The sequence below is a fragment of the Caballeronia fortuita genome, assembly GCF_001544835.2.
Lineage (GTDB): Bacteria > Pseudomonadota > Gammaproteobacteria > Burkholderiales > Burkholderiaceae > Caballeronia > Caballeronia fortuita.
On record NZ_FCNX02000009.1, the window covers coordinates 196,439 to 213,040 of the forward strand.

Here is a 16,602-nt window from a genome sequence, read left to right on the forward strand (position 1 = left end):
AAGAGGTGTAACAAGGCGTTGAGCCTTCCTTACGCGGCATCCGCGCCCTTGTTCCGCCGGCGCAATGACGGCGGCCGTTCGGTCAGGCGCGCTGCCGTATCCGTGTCCGTCCCGGCGCTGCCCGCCGCGCGAAACTGCCGCCGATAGTCCGCCGGCGTCGTCTGCTTCGCCGCCTTGAACTGCCGGTTGAAATTAGCGACGTTCGCGAAGCCCGAACGAGCCGCGATCACTGACACGGGCAGCGAGGTATCGCCAAGCATCCGGCACGCGTGCCCCATGCGAACGCGCGCGATATATCGTCCGACGCTCTCGCCAATGTGCTGCACGAAATAGCGCGTCAACGTCCGCTCCGAAAGATTCGCCGCCGCACAGAGATCCGCTATGCGCAGCGGTTCCGCGAAGCGTGCATCGATCATCGCGAGCACGCGACTGATGCGTTCGGGTTCGTGACCTGACGGCCCGGCGTTCGTTTGATTGAACGCGCTCGGCGATGCGAGCGGATGGCCGGGCGCTTCGCCGAGCGTGCACAGAATGTCGAGCGCCGCGCTCAGGCGCTCGCGCGGCACGTTCGAGAGCAATGGCGCGAGCCGGCCGCGCATCCATTCTCCGGCGGGCGGATCGAAGGCAAGCCCGCACGCGGCGCGGCGCAGCAGCTTGCGAAGCGGCTCGTATTCGCGGCAGCAATCCGCCATGCGTCGCGCCCAGTCGCCGTCGAACCATATGACGATGGCGACTTGCGGCAAGGCAGGATCGATCGACCGGTTCGACGACCACGTATGCGGCAAATCCGGCGGCACGAGCACGAGGTCTTCGGCCTGATAGTCGTTCACGGCATCGCCGATATAGCGCTTGCCATGACTATTCATCGTCAGCGTCAACTCGTATTCCGGATGGTGATGCCATTCGAACGGAATACGCGCGAGCCGCCGATGGTATACCCGGACCGAACAGTCCTCGCCGAACTCGACGTGCTCATAAGCTGGTTTCATGGCCGAAAGCGCAAATGAATTGCCCGGATAGTATCACTCGCAATCGCGTAGCCGTCTTATGCTTTTCGCACGGAAATTCATAGGGAGACGATCATGGCGCTGATAATCGACGACATGCCGGGCGCGATCCGGCATGCGAAAAAGGAACTGCGCGCCGCGCTGCCGAACTATCGCGAGATCTTCGCCGAGGTCGAAAAAGCGATCGGCGATGAGGCGAAACGCATCGCGGCACGGCGCGATCGCGGCGAGAACGTCATTCCCGAAATCCGCTTCGCCGATATCGTCGAAGGACGCGTCAGCGACGGCGATGTCGCGCTCGTCAAATCGCGCGGCGCATGCGTGATTCGCAACGTCTTTCCTCGCGAGCAGGCGCGCCAGTGGGACGACGATATCGCCGATTACGTCGAGCGCAATCACCTCGACAAACGCCTCGAAAACCGCGCCGAGGACAAGTACTTCGGGCAGCTCGCATCGAGCAAGCCGCAGATTTACGGCGTGTACTGGTCGAAGCCGCAAGTGCTCGCGCGCCAGTCGGAATCGCTGAGCGCCGCGCGCGTCTTCCTCAACAAGCTCTGGCGCAACGAGAGTGATGGGCGCGTGCACTTCGATCCCGAACGCGTGCCCGTCTATGCCGACCGGCTGCGCCGCAGGCCGCCGGGTTCGGCATCGCTCGGGCTGTCGGCGCATTGCGATGGCGGCTCTGTCGAACGCTGGATAGAAGGCAATTTCCGCAAGGTGTACCGGCACGTGTTCTCCGGCAACTGGCGCGCCTACGATGCCTTCGATGCCGCGTTCCGGCCCGACGTGGAAGAGATCGCATCGCCCGCCGTCTGCTCGATGTTCCGCACTTTCCAGGGCTGGACCGCGCTTACGCCGCAAGGTCCGGGCGACGGCACGCTGCAACTCGTGCCCATCGCCAACGCGATGGTGTACATCCTCCTGCGCGCCCTCCAGGACGATATCGCCGACGACGACCTGTGCGGCGCCATGCCCGGCCGCGCGCTGTCGATCAAGCCGGAGTATCACGCGCCGCTGTTCGAGGCGCTTTCCTCGATACCGGAGATGGACGCGGGCGACACCGTGTTCTGGCACAGCGACGTCATTCACGCGGTCGAAGACGAACACAAGGGCTCGGGTTACAGCAACGTGATGTACATCGCTTCCGCGCCCGCGTGCGCGAAGAACGACGCGTATCTCAAGCGTCAGTTGCCGAGCTTTCTGAAGGGCGAAAGCCCGCCCGATTTTCCCGCCGATCACTTCGAGGTCGACTTCGAAGGCCGCGCGACGCCCGGCGATCTGACGCCGCTCGGCCGCGCGCAACTCGGATTCGATCTGTAGAAGGCGGACGGCACCGTTGCGCGGTCAACGCGCCGCATCATCCATAAAGACAATATCGGAGACTGCAATGAAACACTCGCTGAGGTCGGCCACGGCGGCCGTCGCGCTTCTCATCGCCGGTACGCAGGCTGCATCGGCGGCCGAACAGATATCGGTCCTGCACTGGTGGACGTCCGGCGGCGAATCGAAGGCGATTCGCGTGCTCAGGGACGACATGAGCAAGCAGGGCTACGGATGGAATGACTTCGCCGTCGCGGGCGGATCGGGCACGGCGGCGATGACGGCGCTCAAGACGCAGGTGATCTCGGGCAATGCGCCGTCGGCCGCGCAGATCAAGGGACCGCTGATCCAGGACTGGGCCGATCAGGGCGTGCTCGTGACGATCGATCCGTCCGCGACCGACTGGAAAAGCCATCTCCCCGCGCCGATCGATAGCGACGTGAAGTCGGGCGGTCACTATGTCGCGGTGCCGTTCTCGGTGCATCGCATCAACTGGCTGTGGATCAACAAGGCGGACCTCGACAAGGTAGGCGGCACGCCGCCCGCGACGTGGGCGGAGTTCTTCGCGCTTGCGGACAAATTCCGCGCGGCGGGCATCACGCCCGTCGCGCACGGCGGCCAGCCGTGGCAGGACATGACGATCTGGGAGACGGTCGTGCTGTCGCAGGGCGCGGACTTCTATCGCAAGGCGCTCGTCGATCTGGATCAGAAGACGTTGACGTCGCCGCAGATGGTGCAGGTCTTCGAGACCGTGCAAAAGATCAGGACGTACTTCGACAAGAGCTATCACGGACGCGACTGGAACCTCGCCACCGCAATGGTGATATCGGGTTCGGGCGGCATGCAGTTCATGGGCGACTGGGCCAAGGGCGAGTTCGCCAACGCAAACAAGAAGGCGGATGTCGACTTCGTCTGCGCGCCCGCGCCGGGCACCTCGAACGCGTACACCTACACGGCCGATGCGTTCGTGTTCTTCAAGCAGAACGGCAAGAAGGACGCGACGCCGGGCCAGCTCGCGATGGCGAAGACCATCATGTCGCCGGATTTTCAGGAGCAGTTCAGCCTGAACAAGGGATCGATTCCCGTGAGGCTCGACGTGTCGATGGACAAGTTCGACGCCTGCGCGAAGAAGTCGCGCGCCGACGAACAGGCGACGATCAAGTCGGGCGGCTTCTTTCCATCGCTCGCTTTCGGCGAACTGCAATCGCCGGTGACGGCCGGTGCGATCACCGATGTCGTGACGAACTTCATGAACTCGAACGAGGACGCGAAAGAGGGCGTACGCAAGCTCGCCGCCGCCGCGAAGGTCAAGTAGGCGCGCGCGTTACCGGGATCTGTTCGCGCGCGTCATAACTCAATTGAACGCGCGTCGGTTGACCGTGCGGCGGCAAGCAGGGAAGATGCAGCGATAGCGATAGCGATAGCGATAGCGATAGCGATAGCGACGCGCAGCCCATTCTCATGCAGCGGCAATTCGACGACCTTCTTCTCGGCAGCATCGAACTCTTCTGCCTCGCGGCCGATCTCGGCAGTTTCACACTGGCGGCCACCGCGGCGAGCGTCACGCCCGCCGCCGTGAGCCGTGCCGTCGCGCGACTGGAAAAGCGCCTGGACGTGCGCCTTTTCGTGCGCACCACGCGTCAGATTCGACTGACCGATGCGGGCCGCCGCTATTTCGAGCAATGCCGCGACGCGCTCAACCGCCTTGCCGAAGCGGAGCGCGAAGCGACCGGCCAGCAGACGACGCCCAAGGGCGCGCTGCGCATCAGCATGCCGACGCCCTACGGTCATTACCGCATGTTGCCGCTCTTCGCGGAGTTCAGGAAGCGTTATCCCGATGTCACCGTCGAGGCGCATCTGAGCAACCGCAACATCGACTTCGCCGATGAAGGCTTCGATCTCGCGATTCGCGGCCGCGCGCCGCGCGACTCCGGCCTGATCGCGCGCAAGCTGGAAGACGCGGAGCTCGTCGTGGTCGCGTCGCCGGCGTATCTGAAGCGCGCGGGCACGCCGAAGACGATCGACGATCTTACCGGTCACGAATGCATCCAGTTCGAGATGCCGAGCACCGGGCGCGCCGTGCCGTGGCGCTTCATGCAGAACGGCGAAGCCATCGAGATCACCACGCAAGGCGGCTACGGCACCTCCGGCGATGCGCTCGCGGGCATTCCGCTCGCCTGTCACGGCGCGGGACTCTTCCAGACTTATCGCTTCACGGTGGAGAACGAATTGCGCGCGGGCACGCTCGTCGAAGTGCTGCGCGATCATGGCGGATGCAGCCGGCCGTTCATCCTGCTGTATCCGCATGGCAGACATTTGTCGTCGCGCGTACGGGCATTCGTCGACTTCGTCGTCGAGAAGCTCGGCACGCGTTGAATCGAACCGTTCAAAGGGACGCACTTTCATGAGCAAGAACGCATTGACATCGTTACTCGGCATCGATACGCCGATCATCCAGGCGCCGATGGCCGGCGTGAGCACGCCCGCGCTCGCGGCGGCGGTATCGAATGCGGGCGGGCTCGGCTCGCTCGGCGTCGGCGCGATGAACGCCGAGGGTGCGCGCAAGGTCATCCGCGAGACGCGTGCGCTGACCGGCAAGCCGTTCAACATCAACGTGTTCTGTCACGCGCCCGCGCGTGCCGATGCCGCCGTCGAAGAAGCATGGACCGCCTGGCTCGCGCCCGTGTTCGCGCAATACGGCGCGACGCCGCCCGCGAGGCTGAGCGAGATCTATACGAGCTTCGTCGTCGATGAAGCGATGCTGAAGGTGTTCGTCGAAGAGAAGCCGGCGGTCGTGAGTTTTCACTTCGGCTTGCCGTCGAAGGACTATGTCGATGCATTGCGCGGCGCGGGCATCAAGCTGCTGGCATCCGCCACGAACGTGAGTGAAGCGGAGCAGGTGGCCGCGGCGGGCATGGATGCGATCGTCGCGCAGGGCATCGAGGCGGGCGGGCATCGCGGCATCTTCGATACGCAAGCCGACGACGATTATCTCGGCTCCTTCGCGCTCACGCGTCTTCTCGTGCGCAAGTTCGACGTGCCCGTGATCGCGGCCGGCGGCATCATGGACGGCGCGGGCATCGCGGCGGCGCTCGCGCTCGGCGCACAGGCGGCGCAACTCGGCACGGCGTTCGTGCCTTGCACGGAGACTTCGATCGACGAGGGATATCGCCGTGCAATCCTGAGCGATGCCGCCGCGCGCACGACGTTCACATCCGCGATCTCGGGGCGCGAGGCGCGCGGCCTCGTCAACAAGTTCACGGAATTGGGGCGCAGCGCGCACGCGCCCACGATCCCCGCCTATCCCGTCACCTACGATGCCGGCAAGTCGCTGCACGCGGCCGCGAAAGCGAAGGGCGAATTCGGCTACGGCGCGCAGTGGGCGGGACAGGCCGCCGCGCTCGCGCGGGAATTGCCCGCTGCCGAACTGATGGCGCGCCTGCAGGCGGAACTGCGGGAAAGCATCGCGCACATGCAGCGATATGCATAGTCGAAACGCTTCGTTGGTCAGGCGCGCTGTCGATGCTTCAATGTTTCCGTCGCACTCCATGCGGCCTGCATCGACAGACAAACGCATACCAACGGAGATTTTCGATGTCCGCACTCCCCACGCTCGCCGCCGATTCCACGCTTGCTCCCGCCACGTCGAATGAACCGTTCCAGGTACGCCCGATCGGCGGGCGTAGCGGCGCGGAAGTGCGCGGCGTGACGCTTTCCGCCGATCTCGCCGACGACGCCATCGCCGCGATCAATCAGGCGTTGCTTCAACATAAAGTGCTGTTTTTCCGCGGCCAGTCGCATCTCGACGATGCCGCGCAGGAAGCCTTCGCCGCGCGCTTCGGCGAGACCGTCGCGCATCCGACCGTGCCATCGCTCGCGAGCGGCAGCCGCCTGCTCGAACTCGATTCGAAGCACGGCACGCGCGCGAATTCGTGGCATACGGACGTCACGTTCGTCGATGCGTACCCGAAGATTTCGATTCTGCGCGGTGTCGTGATTCCGCCCGCCGGCGGCGACACGGTATGGGCCAACACGGCCGCCGCCTACGCGAATCTGCCGCAAGTGCTGCGCGAACTCGCCGATACGCTCTGGGCGCTGCATTCGAACGCCTACGACTATGCCGCGACGCGCAATGTGCCCGACACGCAGCAGGAAAGCGAGTACCGCAAGCAGTTCACGTCGACGCTGTATGAAACGGAGCATCCCGTCGTGCGCGTGCATCCGGAAACGGGCGAGCGCACGCTCGTGCTCGGCCATTTCGTGCAGCGCTTCATCGGTCTGTCGCAGCGGGATTCGGACCGGCTGATCGAACTTTTCCACGATCACGTCACGCGCCTCGAGAACACCGTGCGCTGGCGCTGGACGCAGGGCGACGTCGCGATCTGGGACAACCGCGCGACCCAGCATTACGCGGTGGCCGATTACGGCGATGCGCATCGCGTCGTGCGCCGCGCGACCGTGCATGGCGATGTGCCCGTGGGCATCGACGGGCGCAGGAGCCGCATCGTCAGACAGGAAGCGCGCACGGTCTGACGTGCGCTGCGTCGCTGCATGCACCGGCGATGACATCGCCGGCGATCCACTCTTTCTCATTGCACGATGACACTACGATTCAAGCTCCTCGCCAGCGCGGCGACGCTCTTTGCCGCGCTCATCGGTCCCGCGCATGCTGCCGATCCGGCCGTGGTGCGCATCGGCGTCGCGCAGCAGGGCATGGGCGATCCGCCGACCTTCGGCGGCTCGCCCGCCGCGACCGCGCAGTTGCAGCATCGTGTCGAGGATGCATTGCAGGCCGGGCACGCCAAGGTCGAATGGATCTTCTTCAAGGGCGCGGGGCCGGCCGTCAACGAAGCGCTCGCGAACAAGCAGATCGACTTTGCATATCAGGGCGATCTGCCTTCGGTGATCGGCCGTGCGAACGGTTTGAAGACGCATTTGCTGCTTGCATCGAACGTGCGAACGGGCGTGTACCTCGCGGTGCCGCCGGACTCCGACATCAAGAGCGTGAAGGACCTGAAGGGCAAGCGCGTCGCCATCTTCCGCGGCACGAATCTTCAGCTCGTCGCCGATAACGTGCTGAAGCAGAACGGTCTCAGCGAACGCGATCTGCGCGTCATCAATCTCGATACCGCCGCCGCGCAGGCCGCGCTCGCATCGAAGGGCGTCGATGCGGTGTTCCTCGATTACTCGCTCTTCAAGCTGCAACGTCAGGGCCTCGCGAAGATCGTCTACGCATCGCGCGACGACGGCGTGCAGTTCACGCGTCAGGCGCATCTGCTCGTGCTCGAAGACTACGAGCGCGCGCATCCCGACACGGTGCAGAAGGTCGTGACGGCAGTCGTTCAGGCGGCGCAATGGTCATCCGACGAAGCCAATCGCAATGCGCTCTTTGCGTTATGGGCGAAGAGTGGCGTGCCGGTCGAATCGTGGGCGTCCGAGTTCGCGAATCAGCCGTTGAAGGATCGCATGTCGCCGCTCGTCGATCCGTTTCTCGTCGCGCGCTATCAGTCCGTCGCCGACGATGCCTTGCGTCTGAACCTGATTCGCCAGCCCGTTAGCGTGAACGGATGGTTCGAGCCGAAGTATCTCGACGCGGCGTTGAAGTCGCTGAAGCTCGAAGCGTACTGGCCGCGTTTCGACGCATCGGGCAAGCCTTCCGGCGAACGTCTTGCGGAGAATCGATAAATGGCCAAGGCGCTGACGCGTGTGTTCCTGCCTGCGGATCGCGGCCGCGAGGCTTCATCGAAGGATACGTTGCGCACGATCGGCTGGACCGCGTTGCCGTGGATCGTGCCTGTGCTATGCGCGTTGCTGTGGACGCTCGGTTCGCGCTACGGATGGATCTCCGCGCAAGTGCTGCCCTCGCCCGCGCTCGTGTTCGACACGCTCGGCGCGCTGGTGAAGAGCGGCGACTTGTGGATGCATCTGTCGGCGAGCATGACGCGCGCCGCGGTCGGATTCGGCGGCGGCGTGCTGCTTGGCATCGCGCTCGGCGGATTGCTCGGATTGTCGCGCACGCTCGAAGCCTATGTGCTGCCGAGCTTCAACGCGATCGTGCAGGTTCCGGTACTCGGCTGGCTGCCGTTCCTGATGATCGTCGTCGGCATCGGCGAGCCATTGAAGTATCTGCTGATCGGGCATGCGGCGCTCGTGCCGGTCACGCTATCCACGTTGCAGGGCTTTCGCGGCACGCCGCGCGCGTTGCAGGAAGTGGCGTCGGTGTATCGCTATTCGCGCTGGCAGGTCGTGACGCGGGTGACTTTGCCGGCTGCGATTCCCGTCATCGGCACGGGCGTGCGGCTCGCGTTCACGAAGGCGTGGCTGACGCTCGTGGTCGTGGAACTGGTTGCCTCATCCGAAGGGCTCGGCTATCTGATCGTGTATGGACGTCAGCTCTTCCAGCTCGATCTCGTGCTGGCCGCGGTGCTGATCGTCGGGGCGATCGGTTATGCCGCCGATCGCCTGCTCAATGCGTTCGAGCGCAAGCTGCAGCGCGGCCGCAACAACTGAGGAACGGCGTATGTCGACACTGGAATACGAAGCGGGAACCGTCAAGGGATCGTGGCGCGGCCTCGTGCTGCCGATCGGCGCGCTTGCCGTATGGTGGTTCGTATCGCGCGGCGCCCAGGTGGGGCACGGCGTGCTGGTCTCGCCCGCGCAGGTCTGGGAAACCGCCGTGGAGCAGGTTCGAAGCGGGGCGCTCGCGCGTGCGCTGTCGGCATCGCTTGCGCGCGAACTGACGGGCTTCGCGATAGGCACGAGTCTCGGGCTTGCACTGGGCGCGCTGCTCGGCATATCGAAGCTCGCGAATCGCGCGATCGCGCCGAGCTTCAATACGTTCAAACAAGTGTCGCTGTTCGCGTGGATTCCGCTGATCTCCGTGTGGTTCGGGCTCGGCGATGTCGCGAAGGTCGTGTTCCTGTCGCTCGCGGCGCTGGTGCCCGTCGTGATGCATACGAGCGACGGCATTCGCGCGGTGCCCGCGAACTGGCTCGACGTAGCGCGCGCGTATCGATACGGGCGATTGCAGACACTCGCGCATGTCGTGCTGCCCGCCGCGTTGCCGTCGATCTTCACCGGCGTCTATCTCGCGCTCATCTATTCATGGCTCGCGACGCTCGGTGCGGAATATCTGCTCGTCGCGGGAAGCGGGATCGGCAATACGCTTGTCGATGGCAGCGAGCAGTTTCGAATGGATCTCGTCGCGTTCGGCGTGATCGTGGTCGGTTTGACGGGGTGGGCGTTGAATGCCTTCGCGCGCGCTGTGCAGCGGCGCTGGTTCGGCACTGCATCGGGCCGCGCGGCTTGAGGAGAAACCAGAAGATGACGACGGATATCGAACAGGACAGCGGCCTCGCGCTGCGGCATGTGACGAAGCGCTTCGTTGGCGACGACGCACCGCCAGTGCTCGATCGCATCGATCTTTCCATTGCGAGCGGCGAGTTCGTCAGCATCGTCGGGGCGAGCGGATGCGGCAAGTCGACATTGCTGCGTCTGATCGCGGGCCTCGACGGCGATTACGACGGCGAGATCGAGTTCGGCGGCGAACGCATCGTGACGACGGACCTGTCGCGCGGCATCGTGTTTCAGGATCATCGACTGTTTCCGTGGCTCGATGTCGCGCAGAACGTCGCGGTGGCGCTGCGCAACGCGCCGTTATCGAAGGCGGAGAAGACGCACGCGGTGGCGGAGCATATCGCGCTCGTCGGATTGAAAGGCCATGAGCGGCTTTATCCGCATCAGTTGTCGGGCGGCATGGCGCAGCGGGTCGCGATTGCGCGCGGGCTCGTGAATCGTCCGCGTCTGTTGTTGCTCGATGAACCGTTCGGCGCGCTCGATGCGTTGACGCGCAGCCGTCTGCAAGTTGAACTGCAACGCATATGGGAGCGCGAGCGGATCACGATGGTGCTCGTCACGCACGACGTCGAAGAGGCCGTGCTGCTGTCGGACCGGATCGTGGTGATGCAGGCGCGCCCGGGGCGGATCGGGGAAGTCGTCGATGTGTCGCTGCCGAGGCCGCGCAAGCTCGGGGATCGAAAGGTGGCTGCGTTGCGCGACGATATCGTGGATGGGTTCTTCTCGGAAGCCGCCTAAAGCTGCGCTTCGATCGCCGCTTTATCGATGACGGACCACACGTTATCGATCTTCCCGTCGCGGAATTCGTAGATGACGTTCTCGAAGAACACGACGCGCTTTCCATCCACGTGAAGCCCGAGGAACACCCCCGCCGGCGTGCATTCGAAGCGCAACCGGCACGCGATGCGCGGCGCTTCTTCGATCAGCAAGCGAATGTCGAAGAAAAGATCGGGGATTTCGCGGTAATCCTTTCGCAGCATGTCGCGATAGTCGTCGAGTGTCAGCGCGCGTTCGTTGTATCGCAGCGTGTCATGTACGAACGTGCCGAGATTGGGCCAGTCCTGCGCGTTCAGACAGGCGATGTATCCGCGATAGATCTCTGCAAGCATCGCATCCGCTCCCGAACCGATTGCAACGATCCGCGCATCTTCTCATGTCGGCAAGCTGCGCGCCCAAGACATGCAGGCCCCGCTTTCGTCATAATCCGCTTAATCGAACTACAGAAAAGCGGTCATGGCGTTAATCGATTCAATCTGGCGAGTGATGTTTCGCGTCGCGTTCCGGCTTGCGCGCATGTGGTGGGGCTTTCGACAGCCTCATCACGAAGGCGCGCTCGTTGCGATCCATGTCGGGGAGGCGTTGCTGCTCGTGAAGCCGTCGTATCGACGTGAATGGAATCTGCCCGGCGGCAGCGTCGATGCGGGCGAGACGCCCGAAGCTGCGGCCTTGCGCGAAATCGATGAAGAACTCGGTCTGCCGCCGCACGCGCTCGTTGCGGCGGGCAGCGCGTATGGCATCTGGGACGGGCGCAAGGACACCGTGCATTTCTTCGAGCTTCATCTCGATTCGCTGCCCGAGTTGCGGCTCGATAATCGCGAGATCGTCGCCGCGCGCCTTGCATCGCCGGACGAATTGCGCGGCATCGCGTTGACCGAGGCTGCGGCTGCGTACTGTCATCGCGGCCTGCGTTAGCATCAACCGTGCAACGCGAGCCCCTTCACGGCCTTGTCCACGGCCTTCTTCGGCCCATGCAGCGCGAGACCGACGAAATCGAGATTGGCCGCGTCCTGCGCGCGAAACACTTCGCGGTTGGCCGCATCGTGTCCCGTCGAAAACATGGCGTGGACATACGGCACGATCTTCAATTCGCGCAATAGCGCCTGCCGATGCGCGTTCTGCAACCCGGGCAGATCGGCGGCGAAGACGAGCATCGGCTGGCCGAGCATGCGGCCATAGCGTTGACCGCTGCCGTCCTCGTAAGGCTCGCCGATTGCGTCGGGCATCGCCGCCGCCACGCCGGTCGCGAGGAAGGCGACCACATTCAGTTTCTGCCAGACCGCGAGATCGTCGCGCACGATGAGCGCCACTTTTGTGTCGAACATGAAGGTTCCTCCGTCGAACGATCATGGTCCGCGATTCGCCGCGCTCAGTCTGGAACGTTTGTGCACATTCGCCGATAAGCCGCGGGCGTCATCCGGTAAGCGCGATGAAACCAGCGGCCAAGATGACTTTGATCCGCGAAACCCACGCTCGCGGCAACCTGCGCGGGCCGCAACCCCTCCGCGAGCAATCGTCGCGCGGCCCGCAACCGCAAGCGCACGAGATACGCATGCGGCGACGTGCCGAACGTGCGCTTGAAGAGGCGCGTCAGTCTGAACCGGTCGATGCCGGCGGCGATCGCGAGTTCATCCAGTCCGATGTTGCCGTCCATGTGTTCGTGCAGCATATCGCGCACGCGGCGGGCGGCGAGCGGAATGGCGAGCGTGTTCGTCGACGGTGCGTCGTTCAACTGGCCGCTGAGTTGCACCAGCAGATGATCGAGCGTCTGATCGCGCGCGAGCCGGCCTTCGTCGTGATGGATCGCGATGAACGCCGCGCGGATGGCATCGACGAGATGGCGATCGTCGACGAGCGTATGGCTGAACGCCGCCTCGACGCCGCGCATGCCCGGAAGATTCAGCTCGCGCGCCGCCTGCTCGACCCAGCCTTGCGGCAGATACAGCATCGCGTACGTAAAGCCGCTCGCCTCGGGCGCGTGGCCGTCGTGCAGCGCGCCGGGCTCGATGAGAATCGCGCGGCCCGGCACGCTCGTATGCAGCGACCGATGACACTGGAACCGCTGCACGCCTTGCTCGGTGTAGCCGATGAGCATGTCGTCGTGATCGTGGGGATCGTAGGCGTGGCCGCTGAAATGCGCGCGCAGCGCTTCGATACTCGTTTCCTGGTCGCGCCGCGCGGCGAGCCAGTGATCGGTCCGGTCGTTGAAAACGATTGCGCCTGTCATCGCTCGCTTTGGTTGTCTCGGCAACGTGCCCGTCACAAATGGTATGCGAAGCCCGCTATGTGCACTTTCATACACTTTGTTTCAATTTGTTTCAACTCGTCGGAATGCCCACCCAGCAAGGCTTTGCGCGGTTCGTTGGCGGCGAAACAGGGCGGGCCCTTGGCCGGGCGGTGAAGACTTCGAATCGAGGGCCGTTAAAGGATTCAACAGACAGGAACGGACATCATGAAGATCGAAACCAGCAGCAACAACGCCGTCACGATTCTCCAGCCCGCCGCGGTGCGCGCGATCGGCGGTCAGCAAGGCGGCGCGGCCAGCGCGAGCAGCTCGACCGTGAATCTGTCGCCGATGTCGACGTTGCGCGTGTCGAATGAATCGGATATCGATACGGCGAAGGTCGCATCGATCAAGGCGACGCTCGCCGACGGCAGCTACAGGCCGGATTCTGCGCGGATTGCGGACGGCATGCTGAGCGCCGCGCGCGATATGTTGGGCGCGAGGATGGGCTGATTGGGCGTTCCGAGGTCATCGATCGCGACGAATCCCGTTAGCATGGAAGCTCGCAACGAAACGGAGACGCCCATGACCCAAGTAAAAGTAGCCGGATTCGGTGTGTCGCTCGACGGCTTCGCCGCCGGGACCGATCAAAGCCTCGAACATCCGCTTGGTCTGCGAGGCGAGGAACTGTTCCAGTGGTTCTTCCCGACGCAGACCTTTCGCGCCATGATCGGAAAAGAGGGCGGCGAAACCGGCCCGGACGACACGTTCGCCCGCCGCGCGATGGACGGTTTCGGCGCCTTCATCCTCGGGCGCAACATGTTCGGACCCGTTCGGGGCGAATGGCCCGACGATCAATGGAAAGGATGGTGGGGCGACGAACCGCCGTACCATGCGCCGACGTTCGTACTGACGCACTATCCGCGACCGCCCATCGAGATGCTGGGCGGGACGACCTTTCATTTCATCACCGAAGGCATCGACGTCGCGCTGCAAAAGGCGCGTGAAGCGGCGGGCGCGAAGGACATCAAGATCGGCGGCGGTGCACCGACCGTGCGGCAATACATTCAGGCCGGCCACGTCGATCAAATCCACCTTGCGCTTGCGCCGGCCGCGCTCGGACAGGGCGAGCCGCTATTCGCGGGCATCGATCTTCGCGCGCTCGGATACCGGACGGTAGAGCATGTGGCGACGGAGCGCGCCACGCACGTCGTTCTTGCGAAGTAGTTTCAGGCGAGTAGCCATGCCTCCGCCTTCTTCGCGAGCAGCGAGGTCGCGGTGCGTTCGGGCAGCGCGCGAAGATGAGCGCCCGCATGAAGAAGTGCATCGGAGAAACCGCGCAGTGTCTGCGTCGTCGGCCGGTCGTCGAGGCGGCGGCGTTGCACGGCCTGCGCGACGTTACGGTTTATCAGCGCCGTCTGAGCGTCGATATAGTCGATGCACGCGCGCGCGAGCGCCGTCGATAGCGTCCCGATGCCAATGAGCGCCGGCACGCTCGCAATGGTGCGGTAGCCATCGGCGGGAAGCATCGCAAGCGCACGGCGCGGATCGGCGAAATCTCGTTTCAATGCATCGAACAACGACGCAGCCCATAGCTCCCGCTCGACGCTCAGCGCATGCCGTCTGCGTTGCACGGCCGCGCTGGCCTCTTCATCCACGATCTCGCCGGCCCTGAGAAGCAACGTACCCGCGTGCTCGCCCGGCTGGATGCACTGCGCACCGATCCATCCCGCGCCATGCGAACGCTGCGCAAGCACTGCATGTTGCAGTCGATCCGGCACGAGCGGATCGAGCGGCACCGCGATGCACTGATCCGGTTTGCCCTCTGCATGGAGGCTGCACAGCCCGTCATGCGCGAGCGCAGGACAGCGTCCGAGCGACGGGTAATCGAGCGCGAGCATCGTGATCGTGATCGCGTTGGCGTTATCGAGGGGAAACGCGTGCGGCGGCGCGTCCGCGTCTCGCGATACGCGCCCGAGCGCGATGCAGCCGACGAACACATCGCGATGTTCGAACAGTTCGCGCAGCGACATCGCCGGCGGACTATTGCAGCATTTGCCGCACGCGGTGCAGTTCAACGAGTAGCTGTTCACCAAGGCCGGCGCACCGAATCCTGATACTGCGTGAGAATGAAGTGCGCGACAGCGTCGGAATGATAGGCGCGGATGAGTTGCCCGACCCAGGCGGCCTTCGCGTCGCGCGTGCGCACGGCGAGGACATGCTGGTAAGGTGAACGCGCATCTTCGATACCGATGCTGTCGCGCCCCGGCTTCAAGTCGTTGCGCGCGGCATCGTCGGCATTCATCGCGACGAAGCTCGTTGTATCGAGCGCCGCGTAGAGTTTCGCGCGTTCCACTCGACGGATCTTCAGTCCGAAGCGATTGCCGGCGATGTCCGCGAGCGTCGGATGAAGGCCCGCGCCGTCTTTCAGGGTGATGAGCGCATAGTTCTGCAGGAGGATCAACGCACGCGCCGTGCCGGCTGCGTCGGCGGGAATGGCGACGGTCGCGCCGCGCGGCAGGCTCGAGATCAAAGCGAGCTTGCGCGAGTAGAACGCCATCGGCAAGGTCACGGTTGCGGCGACGCTTTCGATCGCATAGCCGTTGCGCGCGCTGCGGTCGACGAGGCTCGCTTCGTCCTCGAAGCTGGCGGCATCGATCGTGCCGTTCGCGAGCGCGGCGTCGATGCGCGCCGCATCGTCGAACGTCACGACGGCGAGCGGCATGCCCTGCTTCGCGGCGACTTCACGCACATGCGCGACGATCGCCGCTTCTTCGCCCGGCATCACGCCGATGCGAACCGTCTGCTCCGCGGCATGCGCCGTCGTCATGAAAACCGCCGTCAGTACCGCTCCGCCGATCACGCATCGCGCGCGCATCAGCCATCCCTCAACACGGTGCGAAAGCCGATATGCGACGCGGGCAAGTCCGCTTCCTGCTGCTCGCGCGACGACGCCCGGTAACGCACGCAGTAATCCTGCGCGCACAGGAACGAGCCGCCCTTGATGACCATCGCCGTGTCGTGTTTGCGCGCGGGAGCGACCGCCGCGGTGTCGCCGTTCGAATGCGGCTGACGCGGACCGGTGTAGGGATCCTTCGTCCATTCCCACGCGTTGCCGATCATGTCATACAGCTTGAAATCATTCGCCGCATAGCAGCCCACCGGCGACAAACCCGCGTGGCCGTCTTCGGCGGAATCGAGCACGGGAAACACGCCCTGCCAGTAATTCGCCGATGGCTTGCCCCCCGCATCGCGCGGCGCGGCGTCGAGTTGCGCGCCCTCGCGGCCAGCCTTGCCCGCGTATTCCCATTCGGCCTCGGTCGGCAGATCGCGGCCGAGCCAATGCGCGTAGGCGAGGGCATCGGCGAGCGTGACCATCGTGACCGGCTGATTCTCGTGCCCTTTCCAAGTGCTCGACGATCCGCCGGGATGCTTCCACGACGCACCCTTCACCCACGACCACCACGCGAGATCGCGTGTGTTCAATTCTTCGCGCGTCGGGACATGGAACACGACGGCGCCGCCCTGACGTTCAGCCTCGGTCACATAACCCGTTGCGTCGACGAAAGCGGCGAACTGCGCGTTGGTGACATCGGTCTGGTCGATCCAGAAGGAACCGACCTTCGTCCTGCCATCGCCCACCGGGCGCTCGTCGTCATAACCCAGTTTGCTGCCGAAGACGAACTCGCCGCCACGCAGATGCACCATGCCCGCGCGCGAATCGTCGCGCCATCTGGACGGAATGCCGGAATAGCGTTCGCATTGCTGCTCGGAGCCGAGCGGCGCCAGCGTGCGCGCGAGATTGCGCGGATCGAAACCGTGTCTGTCGTTCACGGCGAGCGCCGCGCCGAAGCCCGCACCGAACAGCGCGAGCGTGACGGCGCCGGCGCCGGCGATGAACTTCCATCGTCTGCTCAT

At 64.4% G+C, this 16,602-nt stretch carries 19 protein-coding genes; 12 read left to right on the forward strand and 7 right to left on the reverse strand.

Annotation, left to right across the window (positions count from 1 at the left end; translation table 11 throughout):
• Nucleotides 1-29: 29 nt before the first annotated feature.
• Entirely contained in the window at nt 30-989 is a 960-nt protein-coding gene (locus AWB77_RS18810) for a helix-turn-helix domain-containing protein (protein ID WP_061135959.1), read from the reverse strand.
• Between the two features lie 93 nt (nt 990-1,082).
• On the opposite strand from AWB77_RS18810, the gene AWB77_RS18815 reads away from it, so the two are divergent.
• From AWB77_RS18815 to AWB77_RS18855, 9 genes are all read left to right on the forward strand, one after another.
• The gene (locus tag AWB77_RS18815) at nt 1,083-2,327 is read left to right on the forward strand and encodes a DUF1479 domain-containing protein (RefSeq protein ID WP_061135960.1); all 1,245 of its coding nucleotides are present in this window, start codon (nt 1,083-1,085) and stop codon (nt 2,325-2,327) included.
• Between the two features lie 67 nt (nt 2,328-2,394).
• Complete coding sequence (locus AWB77_RS18820; protein WP_061135961.1) at nt 2,395-3,642, forward strand: ABC transporter substrate-binding protein; 1,248 nt, start codon at nt 2,395-2,397, stop codon at nt 3,640-3,642.
• Between the two features lie 146 nt (nt 3,643-3,788).
• Entirely contained in the window at nt 3,789-4,703 is a 915-nt protein-coding gene (locus tag AWB77_RS18825; RefSeq protein WP_061135962.1) for a LysR family transcriptional regulator, read from the forward strand.
• A 28-nt stretch (nt 4,704-4,731) separates the two neighbouring features.
• The gene (locus AWB77_RS18830; RefSeq protein WP_061135963.1) at nt 4,732-5,817 is read left to right on the forward strand and encodes an NAD(P)H-dependent flavin oxidoreductase; all 1,086 of its coding nucleotides are present in this window, start codon (nt 4,732-4,734) and stop codon (nt 5,815-5,817) included.
• A gap of 104 nt (nt 5,818-5,921) precedes the next feature.
• The gene (locus AWB77_RS18835; protein ID WP_061135964.1) at nt 5,922-6,860 is read left to right on the forward strand and encodes a TauD/TfdA dioxygenase family protein; all 939 of its coding nucleotides are present in this window, start codon (nt 5,922-5,924) and stop codon (nt 6,858-6,860) included.
• Nucleotides 6,861-6,926: 66 nt separating this feature from the next.
• Nucleotides 6,927-8,012, forward strand: coding sequence for an ABC transporter substrate-binding protein (locus AWB77_RS18840; RefSeq protein ID WP_061135965.1), 1,086 nt, complete (start codon nt 6,927-6,929; stop codon nt 8,010-8,012).
• Nucleotides 8,013-8,837 (forward strand): ABC transporter permease, encoded by an 825-nt coding sequence (locus AWB77_RS18845; protein ID WP_061135966.1) that lies wholly within the window; start codon nt 8,013-8,015, stop codon nt 8,835-8,837.
• Nucleotides 8,838-8,847: 10 nt separating this feature from the next.
• Nucleotides 8,848-9,636, forward strand: coding sequence for an ABC transporter permease (locus AWB77_RS18850; RefSeq protein ID WP_061135967.1), 789 nt, complete (start codon nt 8,848-8,850; stop codon nt 9,634-9,636).
• 14 nt (nt 9,637-9,650) lie between these two features.
• Nucleotides 9,651-10,421: an ABC transporter ATP-binding protein gene (locus AWB77_RS18855; RefSeq protein WP_061135968.1), complete on the forward strand. Its 771-nt coding sequence runs from the start codon at nt 9,651-9,653 to the stop codon at nt 10,419-10,421.
• On the opposite strand, the gene AWB77_RS18860 is transcribed toward AWB77_RS18855, so the two are convergent.
• On the reverse strand, nt 10,418-10,792 hold the full coding sequence (locus AWB77_RS18860; protein ID WP_061135969.1) for an ester cyclase: 375 nt from the start codon (nt 10,790-10,792) through the stop codon (nt 10,418-10,420). The two genes, AWB77_RS18855 and AWB77_RS18860, sit on opposite strands and share 4 nt — an antisense overlap.
• Before the next feature lie 124 nt (nt 10,793-10,916).
• Here AWB77_RS18860 and AWB77_RS18865 point away from each other — a divergent pair, with 124 nt between their 5' ends.
• The gene (locus AWB77_RS18865) at nt 10,917-11,375 is read left to right on the forward strand and encodes an NUDIX domain-containing protein (protein ID WP_061135970.1); all 459 of its coding nucleotides are present in this window, start codon (nt 10,917-10,919) and stop codon (nt 11,373-11,375) included.
• Between the two features lie 2 nt (nt 11,376-11,377).
• Here AWB77_RS18865 and AWB77_RS18870 read toward each other — a convergent pair whose 3' ends face one another.
• Together AWB77_RS18870 and AWB77_RS18875 are read right to left on the reverse strand one after the other, a co-directional pair.
• A complete protein-coding gene (locus AWB77_RS18870; RefSeq protein ID WP_061135971.1) occupies nt 11,378-11,785 on the reverse strand; it encodes a DUF2000 domain-containing protein in 408 nt (135 codons plus the stop codon).
• A gap of 44 nt (nt 11,786-11,829) precedes the next feature.
• Complete coding sequence (locus AWB77_RS18875; protein WP_061135972.1) at nt 11,830-12,687, reverse strand: AraC family transcriptional regulator; 858 nt, start codon at nt 12,685-12,687, stop codon at nt 11,830-11,832.
• Nucleotides 12,688-12,912: 225 nt separating this feature from the next.
• Here AWB77_RS18875 and flgM point away from each other — a divergent pair, with 225 nt between their 5' ends.
• Both flgM and AWB77_RS18885 read left to right on the forward strand, forming a co-directional pair.
• A complete protein-coding gene (gene flgM / locus AWB77_RS18880) occupies nt 12,913-13,197 on the forward strand; it encodes a flagellar biosynthesis anti-sigma factor FlgM (protein WP_061135973.1) in 285 nt (94 codons plus the stop codon).
• A gap of 72 nt (nt 13,198-13,269) precedes the next feature.
• A complete protein-coding gene (locus AWB77_RS18885; protein ID WP_061136072.1) occupies nt 13,270-13,911 on the forward strand; it encodes a dihydrofolate reductase family protein in 642 nt (213 codons plus the stop codon).
• Between the two features lie 2 nt (nt 13,912-13,913).
• On the opposite strand, the gene AWB77_RS18890 is transcribed toward AWB77_RS18885, so the two are convergent.
• From AWB77_RS18890 to AWB77_RS18900, 3 genes are read right to left on the reverse strand one after another with little or no spacing between them, the layout of a single operon-like run.
• A complete protein-coding gene (locus tag AWB77_RS18890; protein WP_082852690.1) occupies nt 13,914-14,777 on the reverse strand; it encodes a hypothetical protein in 864 nt (287 codons plus the stop codon).
• A complete protein-coding gene (locus AWB77_RS18895) occupies nt 14,774-15,562 on the reverse strand; it encodes a MetQ/NlpA family ABC transporter substrate-binding protein (RefSeq protein WP_061135975.1) in 789 nt (262 codons plus the stop codon). The genes AWB77_RS18890 and AWB77_RS18895 overlap by 4 nt, the downstream gene beginning before the upstream one ends.
• A complete protein-coding gene (locus tag AWB77_RS18900) occupies nt 15,562-16,602 on the reverse strand; it encodes a formylglycine-generating enzyme family protein (RefSeq protein WP_096031152.1) in 1,041 nt (346 codons plus the stop codon). The genes AWB77_RS18895 and AWB77_RS18900 overlap by 1 nt, the downstream gene beginning before the upstream one ends.

Coding starts and splice junctions, on each gene's coding strand:
- AWB77_RS18810 (WP_061135959.1), bottom strand. CDS start 989: ATGAAACCAGCTTATGAGCACGTCGAGTTCGGCGAGGACTGTTCGGTC.
- AWB77_RS18815 (WP_061135960.1), top strand. CDS start 1,083: ATGGCGCTGATAATCGACGACATGCCGGGCGCGATCCGGCATGCGAAA.
- AWB77_RS18820 (WP_061135961.1), top strand. CDS start 2,395: ATGAAACACTCGCTGAGGTCGGCCACGGCGGCCGTCGCGCTTCTCATC.
- AWB77_RS18825 (WP_061135962.1), top strand. CDS start 3,789: ATGCAGCGGCAATTCGACGACCTTCTTCTCGGCAGCATCGAACTCTTC.
- AWB77_RS18830 (WP_061135963.1), top strand. CDS start 4,732: ATGAGCAAGAACGCATTGACATCGTTACTCGGCATCGATACGCCGATC.
- AWB77_RS18835 (WP_061135964.1), top strand. CDS start 5,922: ATGTCCGCACTCCCCACGCTCGCCGCCGATTCCACGCTTGCTCCCGCC.
- AWB77_RS18840 (WP_061135965.1), top strand. CDS start 6,927: ATGACACTACGATTCAAGCTCCTCGCCAGCGCGGCGACGCTCTTTGCC.
- AWB77_RS18845 (WP_061135966.1), top strand. CDS start 8,013: ATGGCCAAGGCGCTGACGCGTGTGTTCCTGCCTGCGGATCGCGGCCGC.
- AWB77_RS18850 (WP_061135967.1), top strand. CDS start 8,848: ATGTCGACACTGGAATACGAAGCGGGAACCGTCAAGGGATCGTGGCGC.
- AWB77_RS18855 (WP_061135968.1), top strand. CDS start 9,651: ATGACGACGGATATCGAACAGGACAGCGGCCTCGCGCTGCGGCATGTG.
- AWB77_RS18860 (WP_061135969.1), bottom strand. CDS start 10,792: ATGCTTGCAGAGATCTATCGCGGATACATCGCCTGTCTGAACGCGCAG.
- AWB77_RS18865 (WP_061135970.1), top strand. CDS start 10,917: ATGGCGTTAATCGATTCAATCTGGCGAGTGATGTTTCGCGTCGCGTTC.
- AWB77_RS18870 (WP_061135971.1), bottom strand. CDS start 11,785: ATGTTCGACACAAAAGTGGCGCTCATCGTGCGCGACGATCTCGCGGTC.
- AWB77_RS18875 (WP_061135972.1), bottom strand. CDS start 12,687: ATGACAGGCGCAATCGTTTTCAACGACCGGACCGATCACTGGCTCGCC.
- flgM (WP_061135973.1), top strand. CDS start 12,913: ATGAAGATCGAAACCAGCAGCAACAACGCCGTCACGATTCTCCAGCCC.
- AWB77_RS18885 (WP_061136072.1), top strand. CDS start 13,270: ATGACCCAAGTAAAAGTAGCCGGATTCGGTGTGTCGCTCGACGGCTTC.
- AWB77_RS18895 (WP_061135975.1), bottom strand. CDS start 15,562: ATGCGCGCGCGATGCGTGATCGGCGGAGCGGTACTGACGGCGGTTTTC.
- AWB77_RS18900 (WP_096031152.1), bottom strand. CDS start 16,602: ATGAGCAGACGATGGAAGTTCATCGCCGGCGCCGGCGCCGTCACGCTC.